We start from the raw sequence: 19,173 nt of genomic DNA, 5'->3' as shown, positions 1-19,173 counted from the left end.
GGCGACGGGGCCTGCATTATTCCACGCCCTGCAAGACTGGTGCCGGCTATCCGAATCGAACGGATGACCTACGGTTTACAAGACCGTTGCTCTACCAACTGAGCTAAGCCGGCGGGACGGGTCGCCATTCTAGGAGGCGGCCCTGGAGGCTGAGGGCCTATTTGATGCGCTTGAGTGCCGGCCGGCCGGGCGCACCCGGCGAGCTCGGCGCGGGCGGCTCAGGCTCGGTGGGTGCATCGGGGTCGGCTGCGGGCTCGACGCTGGCCAGGCGCAGTCCGGCCGTCGGCCTGGCTGCGGCAGGTGGCGGTGCCACCAGCGGCTGCGACTCGGCCGCAGCCGCCTCGGCCGACGGCATCGGGAAGGCCATGCCCTGCCCGTTCTCACGGGCATAGATGGCCACGACATGGTCGACCGGCACGATGATCTCGCGCGCGACGCCACCGAAACGGGCCTTGAACTCGATGAAATCGTTGCCCAGCTTGAGACCACTGGTGGCCTCGAAGCCGACGTTGAGCACGATCTCGTTGTTCTTGACGTACTCGGCGGGCACCTGCACCGACGCGTCGACGAACACCGCCACATAGGGCGTGAAGCCGTTGTCGGTGCACCAGTCGTGCAGCGCCCGGATCAGGTAGGGCCGGGTCGAGGAGCCCTGGTTGTCGGGGCTGGCGGGCGGCGGGGTGTTCATCGAGGCTCCTGCCAGGCGATTACTTGCGCATCACCTTCTCGGACGGCGTCAGCGCCTCAATGTAGGCCGGGCGCGAGAAGATGCGCTCGGCGTACTTCAGCAGCGGCGCGGCGTTCTTCGACAGATCGATGCCGTAATAGTCCAGGCGCCACAGCAGCGGAGCGATCGCCACGTCCAGCATGCTGAAGTCGTCGCCCAGCATGTACTTGTTCTTCAGGAAGATCGGCGCGAGCTGGGTGAGCCGGTCGCGGATCTGGCCGCGCGCCTTCTCGAGCTGCTTGTCGGTGGCCTTGATGCCCCGGCCTTCCAGGATGTTGACGTTGGCGAACAGTTCCTTCTCGAAGTTGAAGAGGAACAGGCGCACGCGCGCGCGCGCCACCGGGTCGCCCGGCATCAGCTGCGGGTGCGGGAAGCGCTCGTCGATGTACTCGTTGATGATGTGCGACTCGTACAGGATGAGGTCGCGTTCGACGAGGATGGGCACCTCGTTGTACGGGTTCATCAGGGCGATGTCCTCGGGCTTGGCGAAGAGGTCGACATCGCGGATCTCGAAGTCCATGCCTTTCTCGAACAGCACGAAGCGGCAGCGGTGCGAGTAGGGGCAGGTGGTACCGGAGTAAAGCACCATCATGGTGGCGGGCTCCTTGATCGGAACGGAAAAGCGATTCGGCAGGGCCGAAAACGGAAAAACGCAGTGGGCCCGCATCAGGGTCCCACTGCGCGCGGGGACCGGCGCGCGGCCGGTCCGGCAGGGCCTACTTTACTTGACGTCCTTCCAGAACGCGGCGTTGAGACGATAGGCGAAGAAAGTCAGCACCAGCAGGAAGGCCAGCACGGCGATGCCGAGCTTGGTGCGCTGGAACTGGACAGGCTCGCCCATCCACTGCAGGTAGGCCACCAGATCACCCACGGCATTGTCATAGGCCTTGGCGTCCAGCAAGCCCGGCTTGGCCAGGGTCAGCGCGTGATCAGCGCCCAGCACCTGCTCACCCTGCAACTCCCACAGCACGTGCGGCATGGCCACACTCGGGAAGACGGTGTTGTTCCAGCCGGTGGCCTTGGTTTCGTCGCGGTAGAAGCCGCGCAGGTAGGTGTACAGGTAGTCGGCACCGGTGCCCTGCGAGCCGGCACGCGAGCGCGCCACCAGGGTCAGGTCGGGCGGGGTGGCACCGAACCAGTCCTTGGCCTGGCGTGCATCCATCGAGACCTTCATCAGGTCGCCGACCTTGTCGCCGGCGAACAGCAGGTTGGTGCGGATCTGCTCCTCGGTCAGGCCGATCTCGGTCAGCCGGTTGTAGCGCATGAAGGCTGCCGCATGGCAGTTCAGGCAGTAGTTGACGAAGAGCTTGGCACCGTTCTGCAGCGAGGCGGTGCTCTGCAGCTTCTCGGCGGGGAACTTGTCCCAGGCGGGGCCACCGGTGTTGGCGGTGGCGCCGCTGACCAGGCACAGCGCGGCAGCGAGGCCGGCGATGAGTTTCTTGATCATGATGTGGTGTGCTCCTGCCTGGTTCAGTGCGGCGTGAAGGTCACGCGATCGGGCACCTTCTTGAAGGTACCGAGCTGACTCCACCAGGGCATCAGCAGGAAGAAGCCGAAATAGAACAGCGTGCCGACCTGGGCGATCAGCGTGCCGATGTCCGACGGCGGCTGGATGCCCAGGTAGGCCAGCACGACGAAGAAGATCACGAACACGATGTACAGGTTGCGGTGCCAGGTCGGGCGGTAGCGGATCGACTTGGCCGGGCTGTGGTCCAGCCAGGGCAGGAAGAACAGGATGATGACTGCGCCGCCCATCACCACCACGCCCCAGAACTTGGCGTCGAAGGTCTTGAGCAGGCCGATCGCCACCAGCGCGCCGACGATCACGGCGATCTTGGCCGTGCCGGCGAACTTGCCCTTGAGCACCGCGCCCACCGCGCCCAGGCCGATGATCACGCACAGCACGTTGACCATCACGTCGGTCGTGGCGCGCAGCATCGAGTAGAAGGGCGTGAAGTACCAGACCGGCGCGATGTGCGGCGGGGTCTTCAGCGGGTCGGCCGGGATGAAGTTGTTGTACTCCAGGAAGTAGCCACCCAGCTCCGGCGCGAAGAAGATGATCGCGGTGAAGACGATCAGGAACAGGCAGACGCCCAGGATGTCATGCACCGAGTAGTACGGGTGGAAGGGGATGCCGTCGAGCGGGTGGCCGTTGGCGTCCTTCGGGGCGTTCGGGCCCTTGATCTCGACGCCGTCGGGGTTGTTCGAGCCCACTTCATGCAGCGCGATGATGTGCGCCACCACCAGGCCCAGCAGCACCAGCGGCACGGCGATGACGTGGAAGCTGAAGAAGCGGTTCAGCGTGGCGTCGCTCACCACGTAGTCGCCACGGATCAGCAGCGCCAGGTCGGGGCCGACGAAGGGCACGGCGGCGAACAGGTTCACGATCACCTGCGCGCCCCAGTAGGACATCTGGCCCCAGGGCAGCAGGTAGCCCATGAAGGCCTCGGCCATCAGCGCCAGGAAGATCGCGCAGCCGAAGATCCAGACCAGCTCGCGGGGCTTGCGGTACGAGCCGTACAGCAGGCCACGGAACATGTGCAGGTAGACCACGACGAAGAACGCCGAGGCACCGGTGGAGTGGATGTAGCGGATCAGCCAGCCCCAGGGCACATCGCGCATGATGTACTCGACCGAGGCGAATGCGATCGCCGCATCCGGCTTGTAGTGCATCACCAGGAAGATGCCGGAGACGATCTGGATCACCAGCACCATCAGGGCCAGCGAGCCGAAGATGTACCACCAGTTGAAGTTCTTCGGAGCGTAGTACTCCGACATGTGCTCCTTGTACATCTTGGACGCCGGGAACCGGTTGTCCACCCAGGTCATCAGCTTCTCGCCGACGGACGCATCTGCCGGCGCGACTTTGAATTCAGCAGCCATGGTTGCCTTTCTTGTGTTCGGGGGACGCCGGTTCAGGCCTTCTTGTCTTCGCCGATCAGCAGCTTGGAGTCGCTGAGATACATGTGCGGCGGGACTTCGAGGTTGTCAGGGGCGGGCTTGTTCTTGAACACGCGGCCGGCCATGTCGAAGGTCGAGCCGTGGCAGGGGCACAGGAAGCCGCCCGGCCAGTCGGCGGGCAGCGAGGGCTGGGCACCGGCCTGGAACTTGTCGGAGGGCGAGCAGCCCAGGTGCGAGCAGATGCCCACCACCACCAGGTACTCCGGCTTGATCGAGCGCGCCTCGTTCTTGGCGTACTCGGGGATCGGGTAGGCCTTGCGCTGGTTGTCGGGGTCGGCGAGCTGGTCGTTCAGCTTCTTCAGGCCCTCGAGCTGCTCGGGCGTGCGGCGCACGATCCAGACCGGCTTGCCGCGCCATTCCACGGTCATCTTCTCGCCCGGCTTGAGGGCGCCGATGTCGGCCTCCACGGCGGCACCGGCGGCCTTGGCGCGCTCGGACGGGGTGAAGGTACTGACGAAGGGCACGGCGGTTGCCACGCCACCCACGGCACCCGCGGCACCGGTGGCGATGAGCCAGGTGCGCTTGCCTTGGTCCACAGCGTTGTCACTCATGGAGGTCCTTTGGAATGTGGGAAGCTGCTCGGGGCGGGATGGGGGAATCCCGCAGATTAGTGTTTTCGGTCAACCAGGCATTTTAGCGGACCTGCAACAGCGTCGACTGTCATCGCGCAACTGCGCACGTCAGGCTGGCGCAAGTTGTTGACTTCATGCCGCATGCGGAGACACTGCAGGCGCGCCGACGGGGAATCCGCCCTGCAGCGGCGTTGCAACACACAACAGCACACAACAGCACAGGAGTGAGAGCCATGAGCTTCGTCTCGGAATTCAAAGAGTTCGCCATGAAGGGCAATGTCGTCGACCTGGCGGTCGGCGTCATCATCGGCGGCGCCTTCGGCAAGATCGTTGACTCGGTGGTCGGCGACCTGATCATGCCGATCGTCGGCTGGCTCTTCGGTGGCCTGGACTTCAGCAACTACTTCATCCAGCTCTCGGGCGCGGCGGCCAGCAATCTGGCCGATGCCAAGAAGGCCGGCGCGGTGTTCGCCTATGGCAGCTTCATCACCGTGGCGCTGAACTTCATCATCCTGGCCTTCATCATCTTCATGATGATCAAGCAGATCAATCGCCTGAAGAAGGCCGAAGCCCCGGCACCGGCCGCCCCGGCCGAGCCGGCGCCCACGCCGGAAGACATCCAGCTGCTGCGCGAGATCCGCGACGCGCTGAAGCGCTGATCCGCGGTGCGCTCAGCCCGGCGCCAGGCGCCGGGCCATGCGCAGCGCCGCCAGCAGGCTGGCCGGATCGGCCAGCCCGCGGCCGGCGATGTCGAACGCGGTGCCGTGGTCGGGGCTGGTACGCACCAGCGGCAGGCCCAGGGTCAGGTTGACGCCTTGCTCAACCCCCAGGTATTTGACCGGGATCAAACCGTGGTCATGTGTCATCGCCACCACGGCGTCGAACTCGCCGGGCCGGGCCGGGGTGTCGCGGGCACGCATGAACACCGTGTCCGGCGCGAACGGGCCGCGGGCATCGATCCCACGGGCACACGCCGCTTCTATCGCCGGCATGATCAGCCGGATCTCCTCGTCGCCGAACAGACCGCCCTCGCCGGCATGCGGGTTCAGACCCGCCACCGCGATGCGTGGCGCGGCGATGCCGAAGCGCTGCAGCGCCTCGTGGGTGATGACGATCGTCTCCAGGATGCCAGGGGTGTCCAGCGCCTCGATCGCCCGCCGCAGCGCCATGTGGATGGTCACCAGCACCACACGCAGCTCGTCATTGGCCAGCATCATGCGCACCGGCAGCGGCCGGCCCGCCTGCTCGCTGGCCAGCGACTGCAGCAGCTCGGTGTGGCCCGGCACGCCCAGGCCGGCGGCAGCCAGCGCCTCCTTGTGGATCGGCGCGGTCACCAGCGCCCGGGCGCGGCCGGCTAGCACCTCGCGGGTGGCGGCGATGATGCAGCTCGCAGCCGCAGCGCCGGCCCGGGCATCCACCTGACCCCAGGGCAGCGTGGCGAGGCCGTCGACCTGCAGGTCCGGCGGCACCCACACCGGCAGATCGGCCGCCGGCATCCCGCAGGCGGCCTGGGCGCGCGCCAGCACCGCCGGATCACCGACGATGATCGCCTCCTGCAGCGCGCCGGCCGCATGGGCCCGCACGATGATCTCGGGGCCGATCCCGACGGGATCGCCCATGGTCAGCAGCAGCGGCAGGCTCATCAAGCGGGGTTGTCGATGTCGATGAAGTGGTGCACCAGGCCGAACTGCGCGGCCAGGTGGGCGCCCAGGGCCGGCGCGCCATAGCGCTCGGTGGCGTGGTGGCCGCAGGCCAGAAAGGCCACGCCGGTCTCGCGCGCCAGGTGGGCCTGGGGCTCGGACACCTCGCCGGTGATGAAGGCATCGGCGCCGGCGGCGATCGCCGCCTCGAAGAAGCCCTGGGCGCCGCCGGTGCACCAGGCCACCCGCCGCAGCGGCCGGCCGTCGCCCGGCAGCACCAGCGGTGCCCGGCCCAGCGCCTGGTGGGCGCGCTCGGCCAGCGCTTCCAGCGCGGCCACCGGCGCCGCGCCCAGCCAGCCCAGGTCCTGGTCGCCGAAGCGGGCGTCGCCCTGCAGTCCCAGTTGCCGACCCAGCTGGACGTTGTTGCCCCACTCGGGATGGGCGTCCAGCGGCAGGTGGTAGGCCAGCAGGTTGATGCCATGTGCCAGCAAGCGCTCGACACGGGCCTTGAGCCAGCCGGTCAGGCGGCCGTCGTGGCCGCGCCAGAAAAGGCCGTGGTGCACCAGCAGCGCATCGGCACCCTCGGCGATCGCGGCTTCGATCAGCGCGCGGTTGGCGGTGACGCCGCTGACGATCTTGACAATCTGGTCCTTGCCCTCCACCTGCAGGCCGTTCGGCCCATAATCCTTGAAGCGGGCGACCTGCAGCAGCTCATGCAGGTGCATCTCGATGTCGCGTCGCTGGGCCACGGTGCCTGTCCTTTCCCCGATTTCCAATGCGCAGAACCTGGCTGATTTTCTCGCAAGCCGTCACGGTGGCCGTGGCGGTGCTGTTTGTCGTGGGCACCTTCAAGCCGCAGTGGCTGGGTGGCGCCCCCGACGTTCTGGGCATGGCGCGGCCGCCCGCCTCGGGTGTGGTCACGGTCGGGGTCAGCAGCCCGGGGGCCTCGGCACCGCTGCAGCCGCTGACCGTGGCGGCCAAGCGGGCGGCGCCAGCGGTGGTCAGCGTCACCGCCAGCAAGGCGCCGCCGCGGCGCTCGGCCCAGCAGCCGCACAGCCAGGACCCGTGGTTCCGCTTCTTCTTCGGGCAGCCGGGTCAGCAGCCCGAGCCGCAGGTGGGCCTGGGTTCAGGCGTGATCGTCAGCGCCGACGGCTACCTGCTGACCAACCACCATGTGGTGGAAGGCGCCGATCAGGTGAGCGTGCGCCTGGCCGACGGCCGCCAAGCCGAGGCCCAGCTGATCGGCACCGACCCCGAGAGCGACATCGCGGTGCTGAAGATCACCCTGGACAACCTGCCCAGCCTGACGCTGGGCGCGATCGAGCAGTTGCAGGTGGGCGACGCGGTGCTGGCGATCGGCAATCCGTTCAACGTGGGGCAGACGGTGACCTCGGGCATCGTCAGCGCGCTGGGCCGCAGCGGCCTGGGCCTGTCCACCTTCGAAAACTTCATCCAGACCGATGCCGCGATCAACCCGGGCAACTCGGGCGGTGCGCTGGTCGACGCGGCGGGCAACCTGGTGGGCATCAACTCGGCGATCTACTCGCAGTCGGGCGGCAGCATGGGCATCGGCTTCGCCATCCCCATCGACCTGGCCCAGCATGTGATGGACGGCCTGGTGCGCGACGGCCAGGTCACCCGCGGCTGGATCGGCGTGCAGCCACGCGACCTGGATCCGGAATTTGCGCAGAGCTTCAATCTGCCGGTCAGCCAGGGCGTGCTGATCACCGGCGTGCTGCAGAACGGCCCGGCCAGCCAGGCGGGCATGCGCCCGGGCGATGTCGTCGTCACCATCGCCGGGCGGCCGGTGCGCAGCACCTCGCAGCTGCTGCTGGCGGTGTCCGAGTTGAAGCCGCAGTCGCAGGCGCAGATTGGCGTGCAGCGCGGCAGCGAAACGCTGCAGCTGATGGTCACCGTCGCCCAGCGGCCGAAATCGCCGCGCTGACGGACCCCGGGCCTCAGGCGCCGTTGTCGGGTGGCGCCTGGGTGTGCTTGATGAACAGGCCCGCGGCGAGGATGCCGAGCTCGTAGAGCAGCACCATCGGGATCGCCAGCGCCAGCTGCGAGACCACATCCGGCGGCGTGATCACCGCCGCGATGACGAAGGCGATGACAATGAAGTAGCCGCGCCACTCGCGCAGCTTCTCGACGCTGACCACGCCCATGCGCGCCAGCACCACCACCACCACCGGCACCTCGAAGGCCGCACCGAAGGCGATGAACATCGTCAGCACAAAGCCCAGGTAGGCCTCGATGTCCGGCGCCGCGGTGATGCTCTTGGGCGCGAACTGCTGGATGAACTTGAAGACCTGGCCGAAGACGAAGAAGTAGCAGAAGGCCACGCCGGCGAAGAACAGCGCCGTGCTGGACACCACCAGCGGCAGCACCAGCTTCTTCTCGTGGCTGTACAGGCCCGGCGCCACAAAAGCCCAGACCTGGTACAGCACCACCGGCAGCGCCACCAAAAAGGCGGCCATCAGCGTGATCTTCAGCGGCACCAGGAACGGCGAGATCACGTTGGTGGCGATCATCGTCGCCCCCTGCGGCAGATTGCTCACCAGCGGTGCCGCCAGCAGGTCATACAGGCCGCTGGGGCCGGGCCACAGCGCCAGCACGCCAAAGGCGATGCCCACCGCGATCAACGCGCGGATCAGGCGATCACGCAGCTCGATCAGGTGGGAGACGAACGGCGCTTCGGTGCCTTCGAGTTCGTCGCGCGGTTCGTTGCTCATGCGGGTCAGGGGCCCGCGGTCGGGCACAAAGGGGGATTCAGGGCGCGGTCAGCCGGCGCGCGGGCGGAAGCGCCGCACGCGGGCGGCGCCCGACTGCACATGGGTGCGCACGCCGGCGCGCTGCTTGTACCACTGCGGCGTGGCGCCACGCTTGACGCGCCAGTTCTTGCGCACCGGCTGGTAGCTCAGCGGCGGTTCGGTCAGGGGATGGCCATCCCCGGCGGGCCCGGAGAGCCCGGCGGTGACCTCGCTCCAGTTGGACTCGAAGCTGCTGGCGGCGTCATTGACCTCGGTGCGCACCGTCTGCTCGACGTCGCGCGCCGCGGTCTCGAACTGGGACTTCATTTTCTGAAGCTCCTCCAGCTCGATCGAGCGGTTCACCTCGGCCTTGACGTCGGCCACATAGCGCTGCGCCTTGCCCACCATGTGGCCCACGGTGCGGGCCACGCGCGGCAGTTTCTCGGGGCCGATGACGATCAGCGCCACAGCGCCGATCAGGGCCAGCTTGTCGAAACCGAAATCGATCATGCGCGCGCTACCAGCGGAAGCGGGTTCAGGAGCGGGTCTTGGTCTCGACGTCCACGGTGTTGGCGTCGGTCTTCGGCGCGGCCACCTGCTGCGCCGGCGGCACCGGCTGCTGGTCGCCCTCGGCGGCGCCCTTCATGCCGTCCTTGAAGCCCTTGACCGCTGAACCCAGGTCGGAGCCCATGTTCTTCAGTTTCTTGGTGCCAAACACCATCACCACGATGAGCAGCACGATCAGCCAATGCCAGATGCTGAACGATCCCATGTCATGTTCTCCTAAGTCGAAGCCTGGATTCTAGGGCCGGGCCATGCCCACCCGCCGGGTCAGCCTTTGGCCCAGGGCCGCGGACCGCCCATCACGTGCATGTGCAGGAGGAACACCTCCTGCCCGCCGTCGCGACCGGTGTTGATGACCTGGCGGAAACCGTCGGTCACGCCCAGCTGAGCCATCAGGCGCGGCGCCAGCACATTCATGTGGCCCAGCAGCGCCGCATCAGCCTCGGTCACCTCGGTCATCGACGCGATGTGACGCTTCGGAATGATCAGCACATGCACCGGTGCCCAGGGCGCGATGTCGTGGAAGGCGACCACCAGGTCGTCCTCGTGAACCTTTTTCGCGGGGATTTGGCCCGCGACGATCTTGCAGAAAATGCAGTTCGGATCAGCACTCATGGGATGCGACGTCGTCCAAAAAGTTCAGCGCGGCATCGGCCGGCGGTCGTTCAGCGCCGACCAGCCGCGCACCACACGGTAGAGAAACCACAGCGAGATGCCGAACCAGGCGATCCAGCCCGGCACGATCAGCAGCACCCACAGCGGCGCCGTGACCAGGTACAACAAGCCGGCCCAGACCACGCTGCGGATGCGCCAGGCAAAGTGGCTTTCCTGCCAGCTGCCTGCCGCGTCGCCGCGCTTGACCATGTCGATGATGAAGGCCACCACCAGCAGCGCCACGCCAGGCTGGAAGCTGGGGATCACGGCCCCCACCGCCACCACGGCGTGCAACAGGTAGCTGATCTGGCTGACGCTGCGCAGCGAGGCCTCGCGCTCAGCATCCAGTACCACGGCGTCGGTGTCGCTCATCGGGTCCTCCAGCGGGGGGTCAATCGCCCTGGCGCTCGCGCGCCTGGGCCTTGCGGGCAGCAAACTCTTCCAGGCCGGACAGGCCCTCGCGGCGCTCCAGTTCGCGCAGCACATCGGCCGGCGACAGGTCGAAGTGGGCCAGCGCGATCATCGAGTGGAACCACAGGTCGGCCACCTCGTAGACGATCTTCTCGCGGTCGCCGTCCTTGGCCGCCATCACGGTTTCAGTGGCCTCTTCGCCCACCTTCTTCAGGATGGCGTCGGTGCCCTTGTGGAACAGGCGGGCCACATAGCTCTTGTCCGGGTCACCCTGGCGGCGACTCTGGATGACCTCGTGCAGGCGCTGCAGGCTGTCGTTGGCACTCATCGGTAGATCGTCTCCGGATCCTTCAGCACCGGATCGACCGCCACCCAGTGGTCGCCCTCCAGGCGTTCATAGAAGCAGCTGTGGCGGCCGGTGTGGCAGGCGATGCCGGGCTCATGGCCGCGCTGGGTGATCTTCAGCAGCACCACGTCCTGGTCGCAGTCGATGCGGATCTCGTGCACGTCCTGGAAGTGGCCCGACTCCTCGCCCTTGTGCCACAGCTTCTGGCGCGAACGGCTGAAATAGACCGCCTGACGCAACGCGGCGGTGCGCGAGAGCGCCTCGCGGTTCATCCACGCGAACATCAGCACGTCGCCCGTGGCAGCCTCCTGGGCGATCACGGGCACCAGCCCATCACGATCCCAGCGCACGCGGTCCAGCCAGTCAGTCATGCGGGCAGTGTAACGAAGCGCCGACTCAGCCTGCGTGGGTGGGACCGGCATGTCCCCACTCGTCGGCGAACCAGCGCAGCACCGGAATGGTGCCCGGCAGCACCGGCACGCTGGCCACCGGCAAGGTCTCCCAGGCCATGGCCTGGCCTTCGCGCATCTGCAGCTCGCCGCTCCACGAGGACACCAGGCGGAAGTGCAGTCGCACGCGGGCGTGCTCGTAGTCCATCACCAGCTCATGCCAGCGCCGGCTGGCGCCGATGGTGATGCCCAGCTCCTCGTGCAACTCACGCGCCAGCGCCTGGTGCACGCTCTCGCCAGCCTCCAGCTTGCCGCCCGGGAACTCCCAGTAGCCGGCGTAAACCTTGCCCGGCGGACGCGAGGTCAGCAGGAACTGCCGCTCCTGGCCCGAGGCATCACGGCGCACCAGCACACCCACGGCCACCTCCACCGCGGGGCGCGGCGCGCGGGCCACGCCGTCGGCCGAGTGCACTGGCTCAGACATGGTCCAGACCGTCGGGCGCCGGGGTGTCGCTGCTGCGCGCGGGTGCGGTGTCATCGGCGTGATCGCGGCCGGCGAAGTCACGTGCGAACTGGTGCGCCACGCGGCCCGAGCGCGAGCCGCGCTCCAGCGCAAACACCAGGGCCTGCGGCCGCGCGGCGTCCCAGGCGGAGGCGGGCACACCGTAGTGCGCCAGCCATTGCCGCACGATGGCCAGGTACTCGTCCTGGCTGAACGGGTAAAAGCTGATCCACAGGCCGAAGCGCTCGGACAGCGAAATCTTTTCCTCGATCGCCTCGCCCGGATGCAGCTCGCCGTTCTCGTCGTGGCGCGCCGCCAGGTTGTCGGCCATGCGCTCGGGCAGCAGGTGGCGGCGGTTGCTGGTGGCGTAGATCAGCACGTTCTCGGTGCTGGCGGCCACCGAGCCATCGAGAATGGACTTCAGCGCCTTGTAGCCGGCCTCGCCTTCTTCAAAGCTGAGGTCGTCGCTGAAGATCACGAAGCGCTCGGGCCGGCCGGCGATGCGCTCGACAATGTCGGGCAGATCCACCAGATCGGTCTTGTCCACCTCGATCAGGCGCAGGCCGCGCTCGGCGAACTCATGCAGGCAGGCGCGGATCAGCGAGCTCTTGCCGGTGCCCCGCGCGCCTGTCAGCAGCACGTTGTTGGCCGGCCGGCCGGCCACGAACTGCGCGGTGTTGCGGCGCAGCCGCTCGCGCTGGGTGTCCACCTCTTTCAGGTCGTCCAGGCGGATCAGGCCGACATGGCGCACCGGCTCCAGCCAGCCCGCGCCCTGGCGCTTGCGGTAGCGAAACGCGATCGAGGCCGACCAGTCGGGGTCGGCCAGCGGGCGCGGCAGCACGGCTTCGAGGCGCTGAAGCACCGCATCGGCACGCTCCAGCAGGCCCATCAATGTGGCGGGATCGAACATCCTGCCAGTGTAGTGGGCGGCCGCAGCGCTGAGGGCCCGCTCAGGGGCAACTGGTGCCCGCGTCCAGGCGCACGATGCGCGGCTTGCCCAGGTTGGCAGCGGCCGGGTCATAGGGCGGATTCGGCGCCTTGAAGCGGGCCATGTAGCTCACCAGCGCATCGATGTCCTGACCACCGCCCAGGCGGTTGGAGCCGCCCTTGAACACCGTGAAGGCGTCGCCGCCATCGGCCATGAAATTGTTCACCGTCACGCGCCAGGGACGGGTGGGCTCCAGCACCGTGCCCGCCGCATCCACCACCGTCACCGTGCCCTCCGGCAACTGCACGCTCAGATTGCGCACCTTGCCGCCGCAGACCTGGGCATGGTCCCATTCGTAGCGAACGCCCTGGGATGGCAGCATCACCCGCGCAAAGCTGGTCTGGCCGAAGCAGTTGGGGAACTGCTGCTCCAGAACGTCCTTGAGCTGCTGCGAGCTCAGCGTCAGCGTGACCAGGCTGTTGCCGAAGGGCTGGACGGTGAAGGCCTCGCCGTAGGTGACGTTGCCATCGCCTTCACCCACGCCGCTGCCGGCGAAAAGGAAGCCGGGGCTGCGCACGCCGCCGGGATTCATCAGCGCCAGCTGGGCGCCGCCGCGGTCGGCCGGCGCGGTGGCAGCCAACTGGGCGTCGGCCACCAGATCGCCGGCCGGCATGTTGCAGGCGGCGTCCTTGGTGTTGGGCACGTCGCGGGTGATGGCGCCGATCACCTGGTTGGCGACCGGTGCGGCGATGGTCTTGTAGGCGCTGGTGATCGCGGCCACCTGCGCGCTCGGCACGATCGCCGGATTGCTGCGGTCCACCACCTTGTTGACGGCGCTCACCGCGGTGACGTCGCCGCTGCGGCGGTCCAGCGTGACATCGATGTCGGTCAGCACGCGGCCGATCGCATTGGCGCTGGTCACCGTCACCAGCCGGCCGCTGGCCAGCGGCAGCTGGCAGTTGTAGGCGGCGTGGGTGTGGCCGGTCAGCACCAGGTCCACGGCGCCATCGAGCGCAGCGACGATCGGCTTGATCGGCGAGCCTTCCAAGCCACCTTCGCAGCCATTGATGTCGGCGGTGGTGCCGGTCTGTACGCCGCCCTGGTGGATCATCACCACGATGGCCTCGATGCCCGCGGCACGCAGGCGCGGCACCAGCGCATTGACGGTCTGCGCCTCGTCCATGAAGGCCAGGCCCTTGATGCCTGACGGCGACACGATCTGCGGCGTGTCCTTGAGTGTCATGCCGATGAAGGCCATGCGCAGCTGGCGGCCGCCGGCGTCGAAGGTCTTGACGCCATAGGGCGGGAACAGCGTGTCACCGTTGCGCCGCTGCACCACATTGGCCGCCAGAAAGTCGAAGCGCGCGCCCTCGAAGGGCACCGGCGTGCCCACCTCGGCACCGCGGCAGCTGTTCGTGGTGTCGCTCGGGTGGCAGCCGCCGCGCTGCATGCGACGCAGCTCGACCTTGCCATCATCGAACTCGTGGTTGCCCACCGCATTGAAGTCCAGCCCGATGCGGTTCATCACCTCGATCGTCGGCTCGTCATGAAACAGCGCCGAGACCAACGGGCTGGCGCCGATCAGGTCGCCGGCCGAGACCACCACCGTGTGTGGGTTGGCCGCCTTGGCCGCGGTCACGTAGCCAGCCAGGTAGTCGGCTCCCCCGGCCGGCACGGCGGGGTCAGTGGCCCGAGCGCGGAAGGTGCCGGGGGACTCGAGCTGACCATGGAAGTCGTTGAGCGACAGGATCTTGACGGTCAGCGTGGCGGGCGGGCCGGCCAGGGCCGAGGTGGCGGCGGCCAGCAGCGCCAAGGCGGCCAGGGTGCGGGAACGGGTGAGCATGGGTCCTCCGAGGGTCATGGCAGCAGGCTGCCGATGAGCCGATTGGAGGGCGTGGCGTTGACAGGATTGTGTCGGCCGACTGACGCCGTCGGCGCCCGGGGGCATCAGGCCAGCAGGGCCAGCGCGACGTCGAGCTGTTCGGTGGGCAGGCGGCGGAAGCCCGAGCGGGCATAGCGCTGCAGGCGGCCGACGATGAAGGCCGTCAGCGCTGATGCGCGGCCATTGGCATCGACCGTGGGGGTGGCCGAGCCCTCGGCCTGGGCCTCCTGGCGCAGGCTCTGGCGCAGCTGCGATTCGACACGGTCGAAGAACTGGTTCATGCGCGTGGTCAGGCGCTCGTGCTCGAAGACCAGCGCATCGCCCACCATCACACGGGTCATGCCCGGGTTCTTCTCGCCGAACTGCAGCAGCACCTGGGTGATGCGCTGCGCCTGGGCGCGGCCATCGGGCTCGCGCTCGGCGATCTGGTTGATCAGGCTGAAGATGCTGGACTCGATGAACTCGATCAGCCCTTCGAACATCTGCGCCTTGCTGGCGAAGTGGCGGTAGAGCGCGGCCTCGCTGACCTGCAGCTGGGCGGCCAGCGCGGCGGTGGTGATGCGGTCGGCGCCGGGCTGCTCCAGCATGGCGGCGAGGGTTTGCAGGATCTGCACGCGGCGTTCACCCGGCTTGGGGCGCTTGCGGCCGGACGCCGCCGCTGCCGTGTCGGTGGGTGCCTCGGTCTCGACCGGGTCGGCGGATTCGGGCAGGTCAGACATCAGGGCAGCCGGCGCAACTGTTGCAGCGTTTTGATTCTTGCACACACATAGGGCGGCCTGCGGTGCAGGTAAACACCGACTTCCGGCCCGTGCGCATGGTGCTTGAGCCAGCGCTGCATCCACACCGTGCGCATGCCCACGGCGTGGGCGGCGCGCTGATGCAGCAGCGTGTCCTCGACCAGCACGCAGCGCGATGGATGCACCCCCAGCCGGGCCGCCAGTGCCCTGAACAGGCGGGCGTCGGGCTTGGGCCGGAGGTGGCCGAACATGCGCATCTCCTCGATGCCGATCACCTCGTCGAACAAGCCCTCCATGCGCAGCGCCTTGAGCACGCGCAGCGCGTAGTCCCGACCGGCATTGGTCAGCACGATCTTGCGCCCGGTCAAGTGCCGCAGCGCCGCCAGGTCATGCGGATGACCCACCAGCTCACGCTCCAGACCCGGGAAGGCGTGGGTGTGGCGCACGAAATGGCTGGGGCGCACGCCGTGGTGGCGGATCAGCCCCAGCAGCGTCGAGCCGTAGCGATGCCAGTAGTCGGCACGCAAGCGGTCGGCCTCCTCGGGCGCGACCTGCAGATGCTCCTCGATGTAGCGGTTCATCGCCCCATCGAAGTAGCGGAACGCCGACGCGCCGGCGTTGTGCAGCGTGTTGTCGAGGTCGAACAGCCAGACCCGTCGGACCATGCTCAATGGCTTCGAATCATGGTTCCGAACGCCTGGTCCGTGAGGATCTCCAGCAGCAGCACGTGGGGGACCCGGCCGTCGATGATGTGCACCGCGTTGACGCCGCTCTTGGCAGCGTCCAGCGCACCAGCGATCTTGGGCAGCATGCCGCCGCTGATGGTGCCGTCAGCAAACAGCTCGTCGATGCGGCGGGCGGTCAGGTCGGTCAGCAGCTGGCCGCTCTTGTCGAGCACGCCGGTGATGTTGGTCAGCATCAGTAGCTTCTCGGCCTTCAGCACCGTGGCCAGCTTGGCGGCCACCACGTCGGCGTTGATGTTGTAGCTTTCATTGTGCTCGCCAAAGCCGATCGGGCTGATCACCGGGATGAAGGCGTCGTCCTGCAGCGCCTTGACGACGCTGGGGTCGATCGAGTCGATGTCGCCCACCTGGCCAACGTCGTGTTCCTTGCTGGGGTCGTCCTTGTCGACCATCTTCAGCTTCTTGGCGCGGATCAGGCCGCCGTCGCGGCCGGTCAGGCCCACGGCCTTGCCGCCGGCGGCGTTGATCAGACCGACGATGTCCTGCTGCACCTCGCCGCCCAGCACCCACTCGACGACCTCCATGGTCTCCTCGTCGGTGACGCGCATGCCCTGGATGAAGGTGCCCTTCTTGCCCAGGCGGTTCAGCGCCTCGTCGATCTGCGGGCCGCCGCCGTGCACCACCACCGGGTTCATGCCGACCAGCTTGAGCAGCACGATGTCCTCGGCGAAGTCCTGTTGCAGCGCGGGGTCGGTCATGGCGTTGCCGCCGTACTTGATGACCAGGGTCTTGCCGTGGTACTTGCGGATGTAGGGCAGGGCCTGCGAGAGGATCTCGGCCTTCTCGCGCGGCAGGATGTGGTCGACGCTGACGTGGGTGGGGGTCGAAGTCATGGCGGTGACGGGGGCGAAAGGGGGATGGCCGGATTGTAGGGACCGGCTGCGGCATCATTCGGCCCCAACGGCTGCGTCATCCCGGACCGCACCGCCCGCGTTGAAGCCCTACAAGGAGAACCCTGCCATGCGCACCGCCCGCCCCCTCGCTTCCATCGCCCGCCTGGTGCTCGCCGCCGGCTTGGCCTTGACCAGCGGTCTGGCAGCCGCGGCCGATGGCGAGGTCCGCAAGATCGACGCTGCACAGATGCGCATCACGCTCAAGCACGACGCCATCGCCAGCCTGGACATGCCGGCCATGACCATGGCCTACAAGGCCACCTCAGCGACGCTGCTGCAGGGCCTGGCCGTGGGCGACCAGGTGGTGTTCGAGGCCGAGAAGCGCGACGGCGCCTACGTCGTCACCGCCATCCGCAAGAAGTGAGACGTCGCGCGGGCAAGCCCGCGCGACCCGAGCGGCCTCAGAAGTGGATGCCGCGCATCATCTGCTGCAGCGCCACCGCCTCGGCCGACAGCTGCGGCTTGCCGCCCTTCTCGCCCTTGGCCGCTTCCGAGTCCGGGAACATGCGGAAGCTGGTGTTCATGACGATCTGCGCCACCCGCGGTACCAGCGCGTGCAGCACCTGGCCGAAGATGCCCAGGCGGGTGGCGATGCGCACCGGCTTGTGGATCACCGCCTCGGCCACCATGTCGGCGGCCTCTTCCGGCGACAGCGTGGGCACGTTGTTGTAGATCTTGGTGGGCGCGATCATCGGCGTGCGCACCAGCGGCATGTTGATCGTGGTGAAGGTGATGCCCACGTCGGCGAACTCGCTCGAGGCGCAGCGCGTCCAGGCGTCCAGCGCCGCCTTGCTGGCCACATAGGCCGAGAAGCGCGGCGCGTTGGTCAGCACGCCGATCGAGCTGATGTTGACCACGTGGCCCTTGCGCTTGGCCGCCATGCCCGGCAGCAGGCCCATGGTCACGCGCAGGCAGCCGAAGTAGTTCAGGTCCATCGTGCGCTGGTAGTCATGGAAGCGGTCGTAGCTGGACTCGATGGCGCGGCGGATCGAGCGTCCGGCGTTGTTGACCAGCACGTCCACACCGCCGAACTGCTCGGTCAGCCAGGTCACCAGCGCGGCGCAGCTCTCCTCGTTGGCGATGTCGGCGCTGAAGGTGTGGATCTGGGCGTCCTTGCCGGCCTGCTCACGGATTTCGTCGGCGGCTTCCTTGAGCTTGATCTCGTCACGCGCACAGATCACAGTGATCGCGCCGGCCTCGGCGAACTTGATCGCCGCGGCCAGGCCGATGCCTGACGAGCCGCCCGTCACCAGCACCACCTTGCCAGCCACCGATCCCTTGAGCGAGCGGTCCTTGAACAGGTCGGGGTCGAGGTGGCGCTCCCAGTAGTCCCACAGCCGCCAGGCGTAGTCGTGCAGGTTGGGGCACTCGATGCCCGAGCCCTTCAGCGCCGCCTGCGTCTCGCGGCAGTCGAAGCGCGTGGGGTAGTTGACGAAGGTGAGGATGTCCTCGGGCAGGCCCAGGTCGGCCATCACCGCGCGGTGGATGCGGCGCACCGGCGCCAGCGCCATCAGGCCCTTCTTCACGCTGCGCGGGATGAAGCCCAGCAGCGCGGCGTTGACGAAGAGGTTCATCTTCGGCGCATGCGCGGCCTTGGCGAACACGCCCAGCACGTCGCCCACGCGGTAGCCCACCGGGTCGACCAGGTGGAAGCACTTGCCCTTGATGACGTGCTTGGAGTGGCTGATGTGGTCCAGCGCCGCCACCACGAAATCCACCGGCACGATGTTGATGCGCCCACCCTCCAGGCCCACCGCCGGCATCCAGGGCGGCAGGATCTGGCGCATGCGCTGGATCAGCTTGAAGAAGTAGTAGGGCCCGTCGATCTTGTCCATCTCGCCGGTGCGCGAGTCGCCGACCACCGCCGCCGGGCGGTAGACCGTCCAGGGCACCTTGCACTCGGTGCGCACGATCTTCTCGCTCTCGTGCTTGGTGCTGAAGTACGGGTGGTCGAGGTTCTCGGCCTCGTCGAACATGTCCTCGCGGAACACGCCCTCGTACAGGCCGGCGGCTGCGATCGAGCTGACATGGTGCAGGTGGCCGGCGTCGACGGCCTTGGCGAACTCGACCACGTTGCGCGTGCCTTCGACGTTCACGCGCACCTGGCTCTCGGCATCGGCCTCCAGGTCGTAGACCGCGGCCAGGTGGTAGACCGCGTCGATCTGGCCCTTCAGGGCCTTGATCTGGTCGGCGGCCACGCCCAGCTTGCGGCTGGTCAGGTCACCGGTCACCGCCACCGCGCGGTTCTTGGACACGCCCCAGGCCTCCAGCAGGCCCTGGACCTTGCCCTCGCTGCCGGGGCGGACCAGGAAGTACACGGTGCTGCCGCGGCGCGCCAGCAGCGCGGCGACCAGGCGCTTGCCGATGAACCCGGTGGCGCCAGTGACGAAGTAACGCATGCCCATCTCCTTGCGGTGCTCGATGAATGGCGCCGATTGTGGCGCTGCCCGCCCGCCCGGCCTTTGCGCGCAAAC

At 67.8% G+C, this 19,173-nt stretch carries 24 protein-coding genes and 1 tRNA gene; 3 read left to right on the top strand and 22 right to left on the bottom strand.

Annotated elements, in window-relative coordinates:
- Positions 1-37: 37 nt before the first annotated feature.
- The 6 genes from KAK06_RS00300 to petA all read right to left on the bottom strand — a co-directional run bounded on the left by KAK06_RS00300 (position 38) and on the right by petA (position 4,239).
- Positions 38-113: transfer RNA gene (locus KAK06_RS00300), tRNA-Thr, on the bottom strand.
- A 44-nt stretch (positions 114-157) separates the two neighbouring features.
- Positions 158-688, bottom strand: coding sequence for a ClpXP protease specificity-enhancing factor (locus tag KAK06_RS00295; RefSeq protein WP_210799688.1), 531 nt, complete (start codon positions 686-688; stop codon positions 158-160).
- 19 nt (positions 689-707) lie between these two features.
- A complete protein-coding gene (locus KAK06_RS00290) occupies positions 708-1,319 on the bottom strand; it encodes a glutathione S-transferase N-terminal domain-containing protein (protein ID WP_210799687.1) in 612 nt (203 codons plus the stop codon).
- A 129-nt stretch (positions 1,320-1,448) separates the two neighbouring features.
- Positions 1,449-2,171, bottom strand: coding sequence for a cytochrome c1 (locus tag KAK06_RS00285; protein WP_210800144.1), 723 nt, complete (start codon positions 2,169-2,171; stop codon positions 1,449-1,451).
- 26 nt (positions 2,172-2,197) lie between these two features.
- Positions 2,198-3,610, bottom strand: a complete 1,413-nt coding sequence (locus tag KAK06_RS00280) for a cytochrome b (RefSeq protein WP_210799686.1) — start codon at positions 3,608-3,610, stop codon at positions 2,198-2,200.
- Between the two features lie 32 nt (positions 3,611-3,642).
- Positions 3,643-4,239, bottom strand: coding sequence for a ubiquinol-cytochrome c reductase iron-sulfur subunit (petA, locus tag KAK06_RS00275; RefSeq protein WP_210799685.1), 597 nt, complete (start codon positions 4,237-4,239; stop codon positions 3,643-3,645).
- A 254-nt stretch (positions 4,240-4,493) separates the two neighbouring features.
- On the opposite strand from petA, the gene mscL reads away from it, so the two are divergent.
- Positions 4,494-4,919, top strand: coding sequence for a large conductance mechanosensitive channel protein MscL (gene mscL / locus KAK06_RS00270; protein WP_210799684.1), 426 nt, complete (start codon positions 4,494-4,496; stop codon positions 4,917-4,919).
- Positions 4,920-4,931: 12 nt separating this feature from the next.
- On the opposite strand, the gene pdxA is transcribed toward mscL, so the two are convergent.
- On the bottom strand, positions 4,932-5,903 hold the full coding sequence (pdxA, locus tag KAK06_RS00265; RefSeq protein ID WP_210799683.1) for a 4-hydroxythreonine-4-phosphate dehydrogenase PdxA: 972 nt from the start codon (positions 5,901-5,903) through the stop codon (positions 4,932-4,934).
- The gene (locus KAK06_RS00260) at positions 5,903-6,625 is read right to left on the bottom strand and encodes a Nif3-like dinuclear metal center hexameric protein (protein WP_210800143.1); all 723 of its coding nucleotides are present in this window, start codon (positions 6,623-6,625) and stop codon (positions 5,903-5,905) included. Before KAK06_RS00260 ends, pdxA begins: the two co-directional genes overlap by 1 nt.
- 50 nt (positions 6,626-6,675) lie before the next feature.
- On the opposite strand from KAK06_RS00260, the gene KAK06_RS00255 reads away from it, so the two are divergent.
- On the top strand, positions 6,676-7,845 hold the full coding sequence (locus KAK06_RS00255; RefSeq protein ID WP_210799682.1) for a trypsin-like peptidase domain-containing protein: 1,170 nt from the start codon (positions 6,676-6,678) through the stop codon (positions 7,843-7,845).
- Between the two features lie 13 nt (positions 7,846-7,858).
- Here KAK06_RS00255 and tatC read toward each other — a convergent pair whose 3' ends face one another.
- From tatC to argB, 13 genes are all read right to left on the bottom strand, one after another.
- Positions 7,859-8,632 carry a twin-arginine translocase subunit TatC gene (tatC, locus tag KAK06_RS00250; protein WP_210799681.1) on the bottom strand — a complete coding sequence of 258 codons (774 nt, stop codon included), beginning with the start codon at positions 8,630-8,632 and terminating at the stop codon, positions 7,859-7,861.
- 48 nt (positions 8,633-8,680) lie between these two features.
- Entirely contained in the window at positions 8,681-9,160 is a 480-nt protein-coding gene (gene tatB / locus KAK06_RS00245) for a Sec-independent protein translocase protein TatB (RefSeq protein WP_210799680.1), read from the bottom strand.
- Positions 9,161-9,185: 25 nt separating this feature from the next.
- Positions 9,186-9,422, bottom strand: coding sequence for a Sec-independent protein translocase subunit TatA (gene tatA, locus KAK06_RS00240; RefSeq protein ID WP_210799679.1), 237 nt, complete (start codon positions 9,420-9,422; stop codon positions 9,186-9,188).
- A gap of 59 nt (positions 9,423-9,481) precedes the next feature.
- Complete coding sequence (locus tag KAK06_RS00235) at positions 9,482-9,829, bottom strand: histidine triad nucleotide-binding protein (RefSeq protein ID WP_210799678.1); 348 nt, start codon at positions 9,827-9,829, stop codon at positions 9,482-9,484.
- A 24-nt stretch (positions 9,830-9,853) separates the two neighbouring features.
- A complete protein-coding gene (locus KAK06_RS00230) occupies positions 9,854-10,240 on the bottom strand; it encodes a DUF4870 family protein (protein WP_210799677.1) in 387 nt (128 codons plus the stop codon).
- A gap of 19 nt (positions 10,241-10,259) precedes the next feature.
- Positions 10,260-10,607, bottom strand: coding sequence for a phosphoribosyl-ATP diphosphatase (locus KAK06_RS00225; protein WP_210799676.1), 348 nt, complete (start codon positions 10,605-10,607; stop codon positions 10,260-10,262).
- Positions 10,604-10,996, bottom strand: coding sequence for a phosphoribosyl-AMP cyclohydrolase (gene hisI, locus KAK06_RS00220; protein WP_210799675.1), 393 nt, complete (start codon positions 10,994-10,996; stop codon positions 10,604-10,606). Before hisI ends, KAK06_RS00225 begins: the two co-directional genes overlap by 4 nt.
- Positions 10,997-11,021: 25 nt before the next feature.
- On the bottom strand, positions 11,022-11,498 hold the full coding sequence (locus KAK06_RS00215; protein WP_210799674.1) for an NUDIX domain-containing protein: 477 nt from the start codon (positions 11,496-11,498) through the stop codon (positions 11,022-11,024).
- A complete protein-coding gene (locus KAK06_RS00210) occupies positions 11,491-12,426 on the bottom strand; it encodes an ATP-binding protein (protein WP_210799673.1) in 936 nt (311 codons plus the stop codon). Before KAK06_RS00210 ends, KAK06_RS00215 begins: the two co-directional genes overlap by 8 nt.
- 40 nt (positions 12,427-12,466) lie before the next feature.
- On the bottom strand, positions 12,467-14,287 hold the full coding sequence (locus tag KAK06_RS00205; RefSeq protein WP_210799672.1) for a bifunctional metallophosphatase/5'-nucleotidase: 1,821 nt from the start codon (positions 14,285-14,287) through the stop codon (positions 12,467-12,469).
- A 104-nt stretch (positions 14,288-14,391) separates the two neighbouring features.
- The gene (gene slmA, locus KAK06_RS00200) at positions 14,392-15,045 is read right to left on the bottom strand and encodes a nucleoid occlusion factor SlmA (protein ID WP_210799671.1); all 654 of its coding nucleotides are present in this window, start codon (positions 15,043-15,045) and stop codon (positions 14,392-14,394) included.
- Complete coding sequence (locus tag KAK06_RS00195; protein ID WP_210799670.1) at positions 15,045-15,728, bottom strand: pyrimidine 5'-nucleotidase; 684 nt, start codon at positions 15,726-15,728, stop codon at positions 15,045-15,047. The genes slmA and KAK06_RS00195 overlap by 1 nt, the downstream gene beginning before the upstream one ends.
- A 2-nt stretch (positions 15,729-15,730) precedes the next feature.
- Entirely contained in the window at positions 15,731-16,639 is a 909-nt protein-coding gene (argB, locus tag KAK06_RS00190; RefSeq protein ID WP_210799669.1) for an acetylglutamate kinase, read from the bottom strand.
- A gap of 127 nt (positions 16,640-16,766) precedes the next feature.
- Here argB and KAK06_RS00185 point away from each other — a divergent pair, with 127 nt between their 5' ends.
- Positions 16,767-17,063, top strand: a complete 297-nt coding sequence (locus KAK06_RS00185) for a copper-binding protein (RefSeq protein WP_210799668.1) — start codon at positions 16,767-16,769, stop codon at positions 17,061-17,063.
- Between the two features lie 37 nt (positions 17,064-17,100).
- Here the strand turns inward: KAK06_RS00185 and KAK06_RS00180 are convergent, their stop codons facing one another.
- Positions 17,101-19,098 (bottom strand): SDR family oxidoreductase, encoded by a 1,998-nt coding sequence (locus KAK06_RS00180; RefSeq protein WP_210799667.1) that lies wholly within the window; start codon positions 19,096-19,098, stop codon positions 17,101-17,103.
- Between the last annotated feature and the right edge of the window lie 75 nt (positions 19,099-19,173).

This window comes from Ideonella aquatica (genome assembly GCF_018069755.1).
GTDB classification, from domain to species: Bacteria; Pseudomonadota; Gammaproteobacteria; order Burkholderiales; family Burkholderiaceae_C; genus Ideonella; species Ideonella aquatica.
Note: the sequence above shows the minus strand (reverse complement) of the source record. Positions and strands in the feature narration are given on the sequence as shown.

What these genes read in the sequence shown, in the direction of transcription:
- KAK06_RS00295 (WP_210799688.1), bottom strand. Translation starts at nt 688, where the DNA reads ATGAACACCCCGCCGCCCGCCAGCCCCGACAACCAGGGCTCCTCGACC.
- KAK06_RS00290 (WP_210799687.1), bottom strand. Translation starts at nt 1,319, where the DNA reads ATGATGGTGCTTTACTCCGGTACCACCTGCCCCTACTCGCACCGCTGC.
- KAK06_RS00280 (WP_210799686.1), bottom strand. Translation starts at nt 3,610, where the DNA reads ATGGCTGCTGAATTCAAAGTCGCGCCGGCAGATGCGTCCGTCGGCGAG.
- petA (WP_210799685.1), bottom strand. Translation starts at nt 4,239, where the DNA reads ATGAGTGACAACGCTGTGGACCAAGGCAAGCGCACCTGGCTCATCGCC.
- mscL (WP_210799684.1), top strand. Translation starts at nt 4,494, where the DNA reads ATGAGCTTCGTCTCGGAATTCAAAGAGTTCGCCATGAAGGGCAATGTC.
- pdxA (WP_210799683.1), bottom strand. Translation starts at nt 5,903, where the DNA reads ATGAGCCTGCCGCTGCTGCTGACCATGGGCGATCCCGTCGGGATCGGC.
- KAK06_RS00260 (WP_210800143.1), bottom strand. Translation starts at nt 6,625, where the DNA reads ATGCACCTGCATGAGCTGCTGCAGGTCGCCCGCTTCAAGGATTATGGG.
- KAK06_RS00255 (WP_210799682.1), top strand. Translation starts at nt 6,676, where the DNA reads ATGCGCAGAACCTGGCTGATTTTCTCGCAAGCCGTCACGGTGGCCGTG.
- tatC (WP_210799681.1), bottom strand. Translation starts at nt 8,632, where the DNA reads ATGAGCAACGAACCGCGCGACGAACTCGAAGGCACCGAAGCGCCGTTC.
- tatB (WP_210799680.1), bottom strand. Translation starts at nt 9,160, where the DNA reads ATGATCGATTTCGGTTTCGACAAGCTGGCCCTGATCGGCGCTGTGGCG.
- tatA (WP_210799679.1), bottom strand. Translation starts at nt 9,422, where the DNA reads ATGGGATCGTTCAGCATCTGGCATTGGCTGATCGTGCTGCTCATCGTG.
- KAK06_RS00235 (WP_210799678.1), bottom strand. Translation starts at nt 9,829, where the DNA reads ATGAGTGCTGATCCGAACTGCATTTTCTGCAAGATCGTCGCGGGCCAA.
- KAK06_RS00230 (WP_210799677.1), bottom strand. Translation starts at nt 10,240, where the DNA reads ATGAGCGACACCGACGCCGTGGTACTGGATGCTGAGCGCGAGGCCTCG.
- KAK06_RS00225 (WP_210799676.1), bottom strand. Translation starts at nt 10,607, where the DNA reads ATGAGTGCCAACGACAGCCTGCAGCGCCTGCACGAGGTCATCCAGAGT.
- hisI (WP_210799675.1), bottom strand. Translation starts at nt 10,996, where the DNA reads ATGACTGACTGGCTGGACCGCGTGCGCTGGGATCGTGATGGGCTGGTG.
- KAK06_RS00215 (WP_210799674.1), bottom strand. Translation starts at nt 11,498, where the DNA reads ATGTCTGAGCCAGTGCACTCGGCCGACGGCGTGGCCCGCGCGCCGCGC.
- KAK06_RS00210 (WP_210799673.1), bottom strand. Translation starts at nt 12,426, where the DNA reads ATGTTCGATCCCGCCACATTGATGGGCCTGCTGGAGCGTGCCGATGCG.
- KAK06_RS00205 (WP_210799672.1), bottom strand. Translation starts at nt 14,287, where the DNA reads ATGCTCACCCGTTCCCGCACCCTGGCCGCCTTGGCGCTGCTGGCCGCC.
- slmA (WP_210799671.1), bottom strand. Translation starts at nt 15,045, where the DNA reads ATGTCTGACCTGCCCGAATCCGCCGACCCGGTCGAGACCGAGGCACCC.
- KAK06_RS00195 (WP_210799670.1), bottom strand. Translation starts at nt 15,728, where the DNA reads ATGGTCCGACGGGTCTGGCTGTTCGACCTCGACAACACGCTGCACAAC.
- argB (WP_210799669.1), bottom strand. Translation starts at nt 16,639, where the DNA reads ATGACTTCGACCCCCACCCACGTCAGCGTCGACCACATCCTGCCGCGC.
- KAK06_RS00185 (WP_210799668.1), top strand. Translation starts at nt 16,767, where the DNA reads ATGCGCACCGCCCGCCCCCTCGCTTCCATCGCCCGCCTGGTGCTCGCC.
- KAK06_RS00180 (WP_210799667.1), bottom strand. Translation starts at nt 19,098, where the DNA reads ATGCGTTACTTCGTCACTGGCGCCACCGGGTTCATCGGCAAGCGCCTG.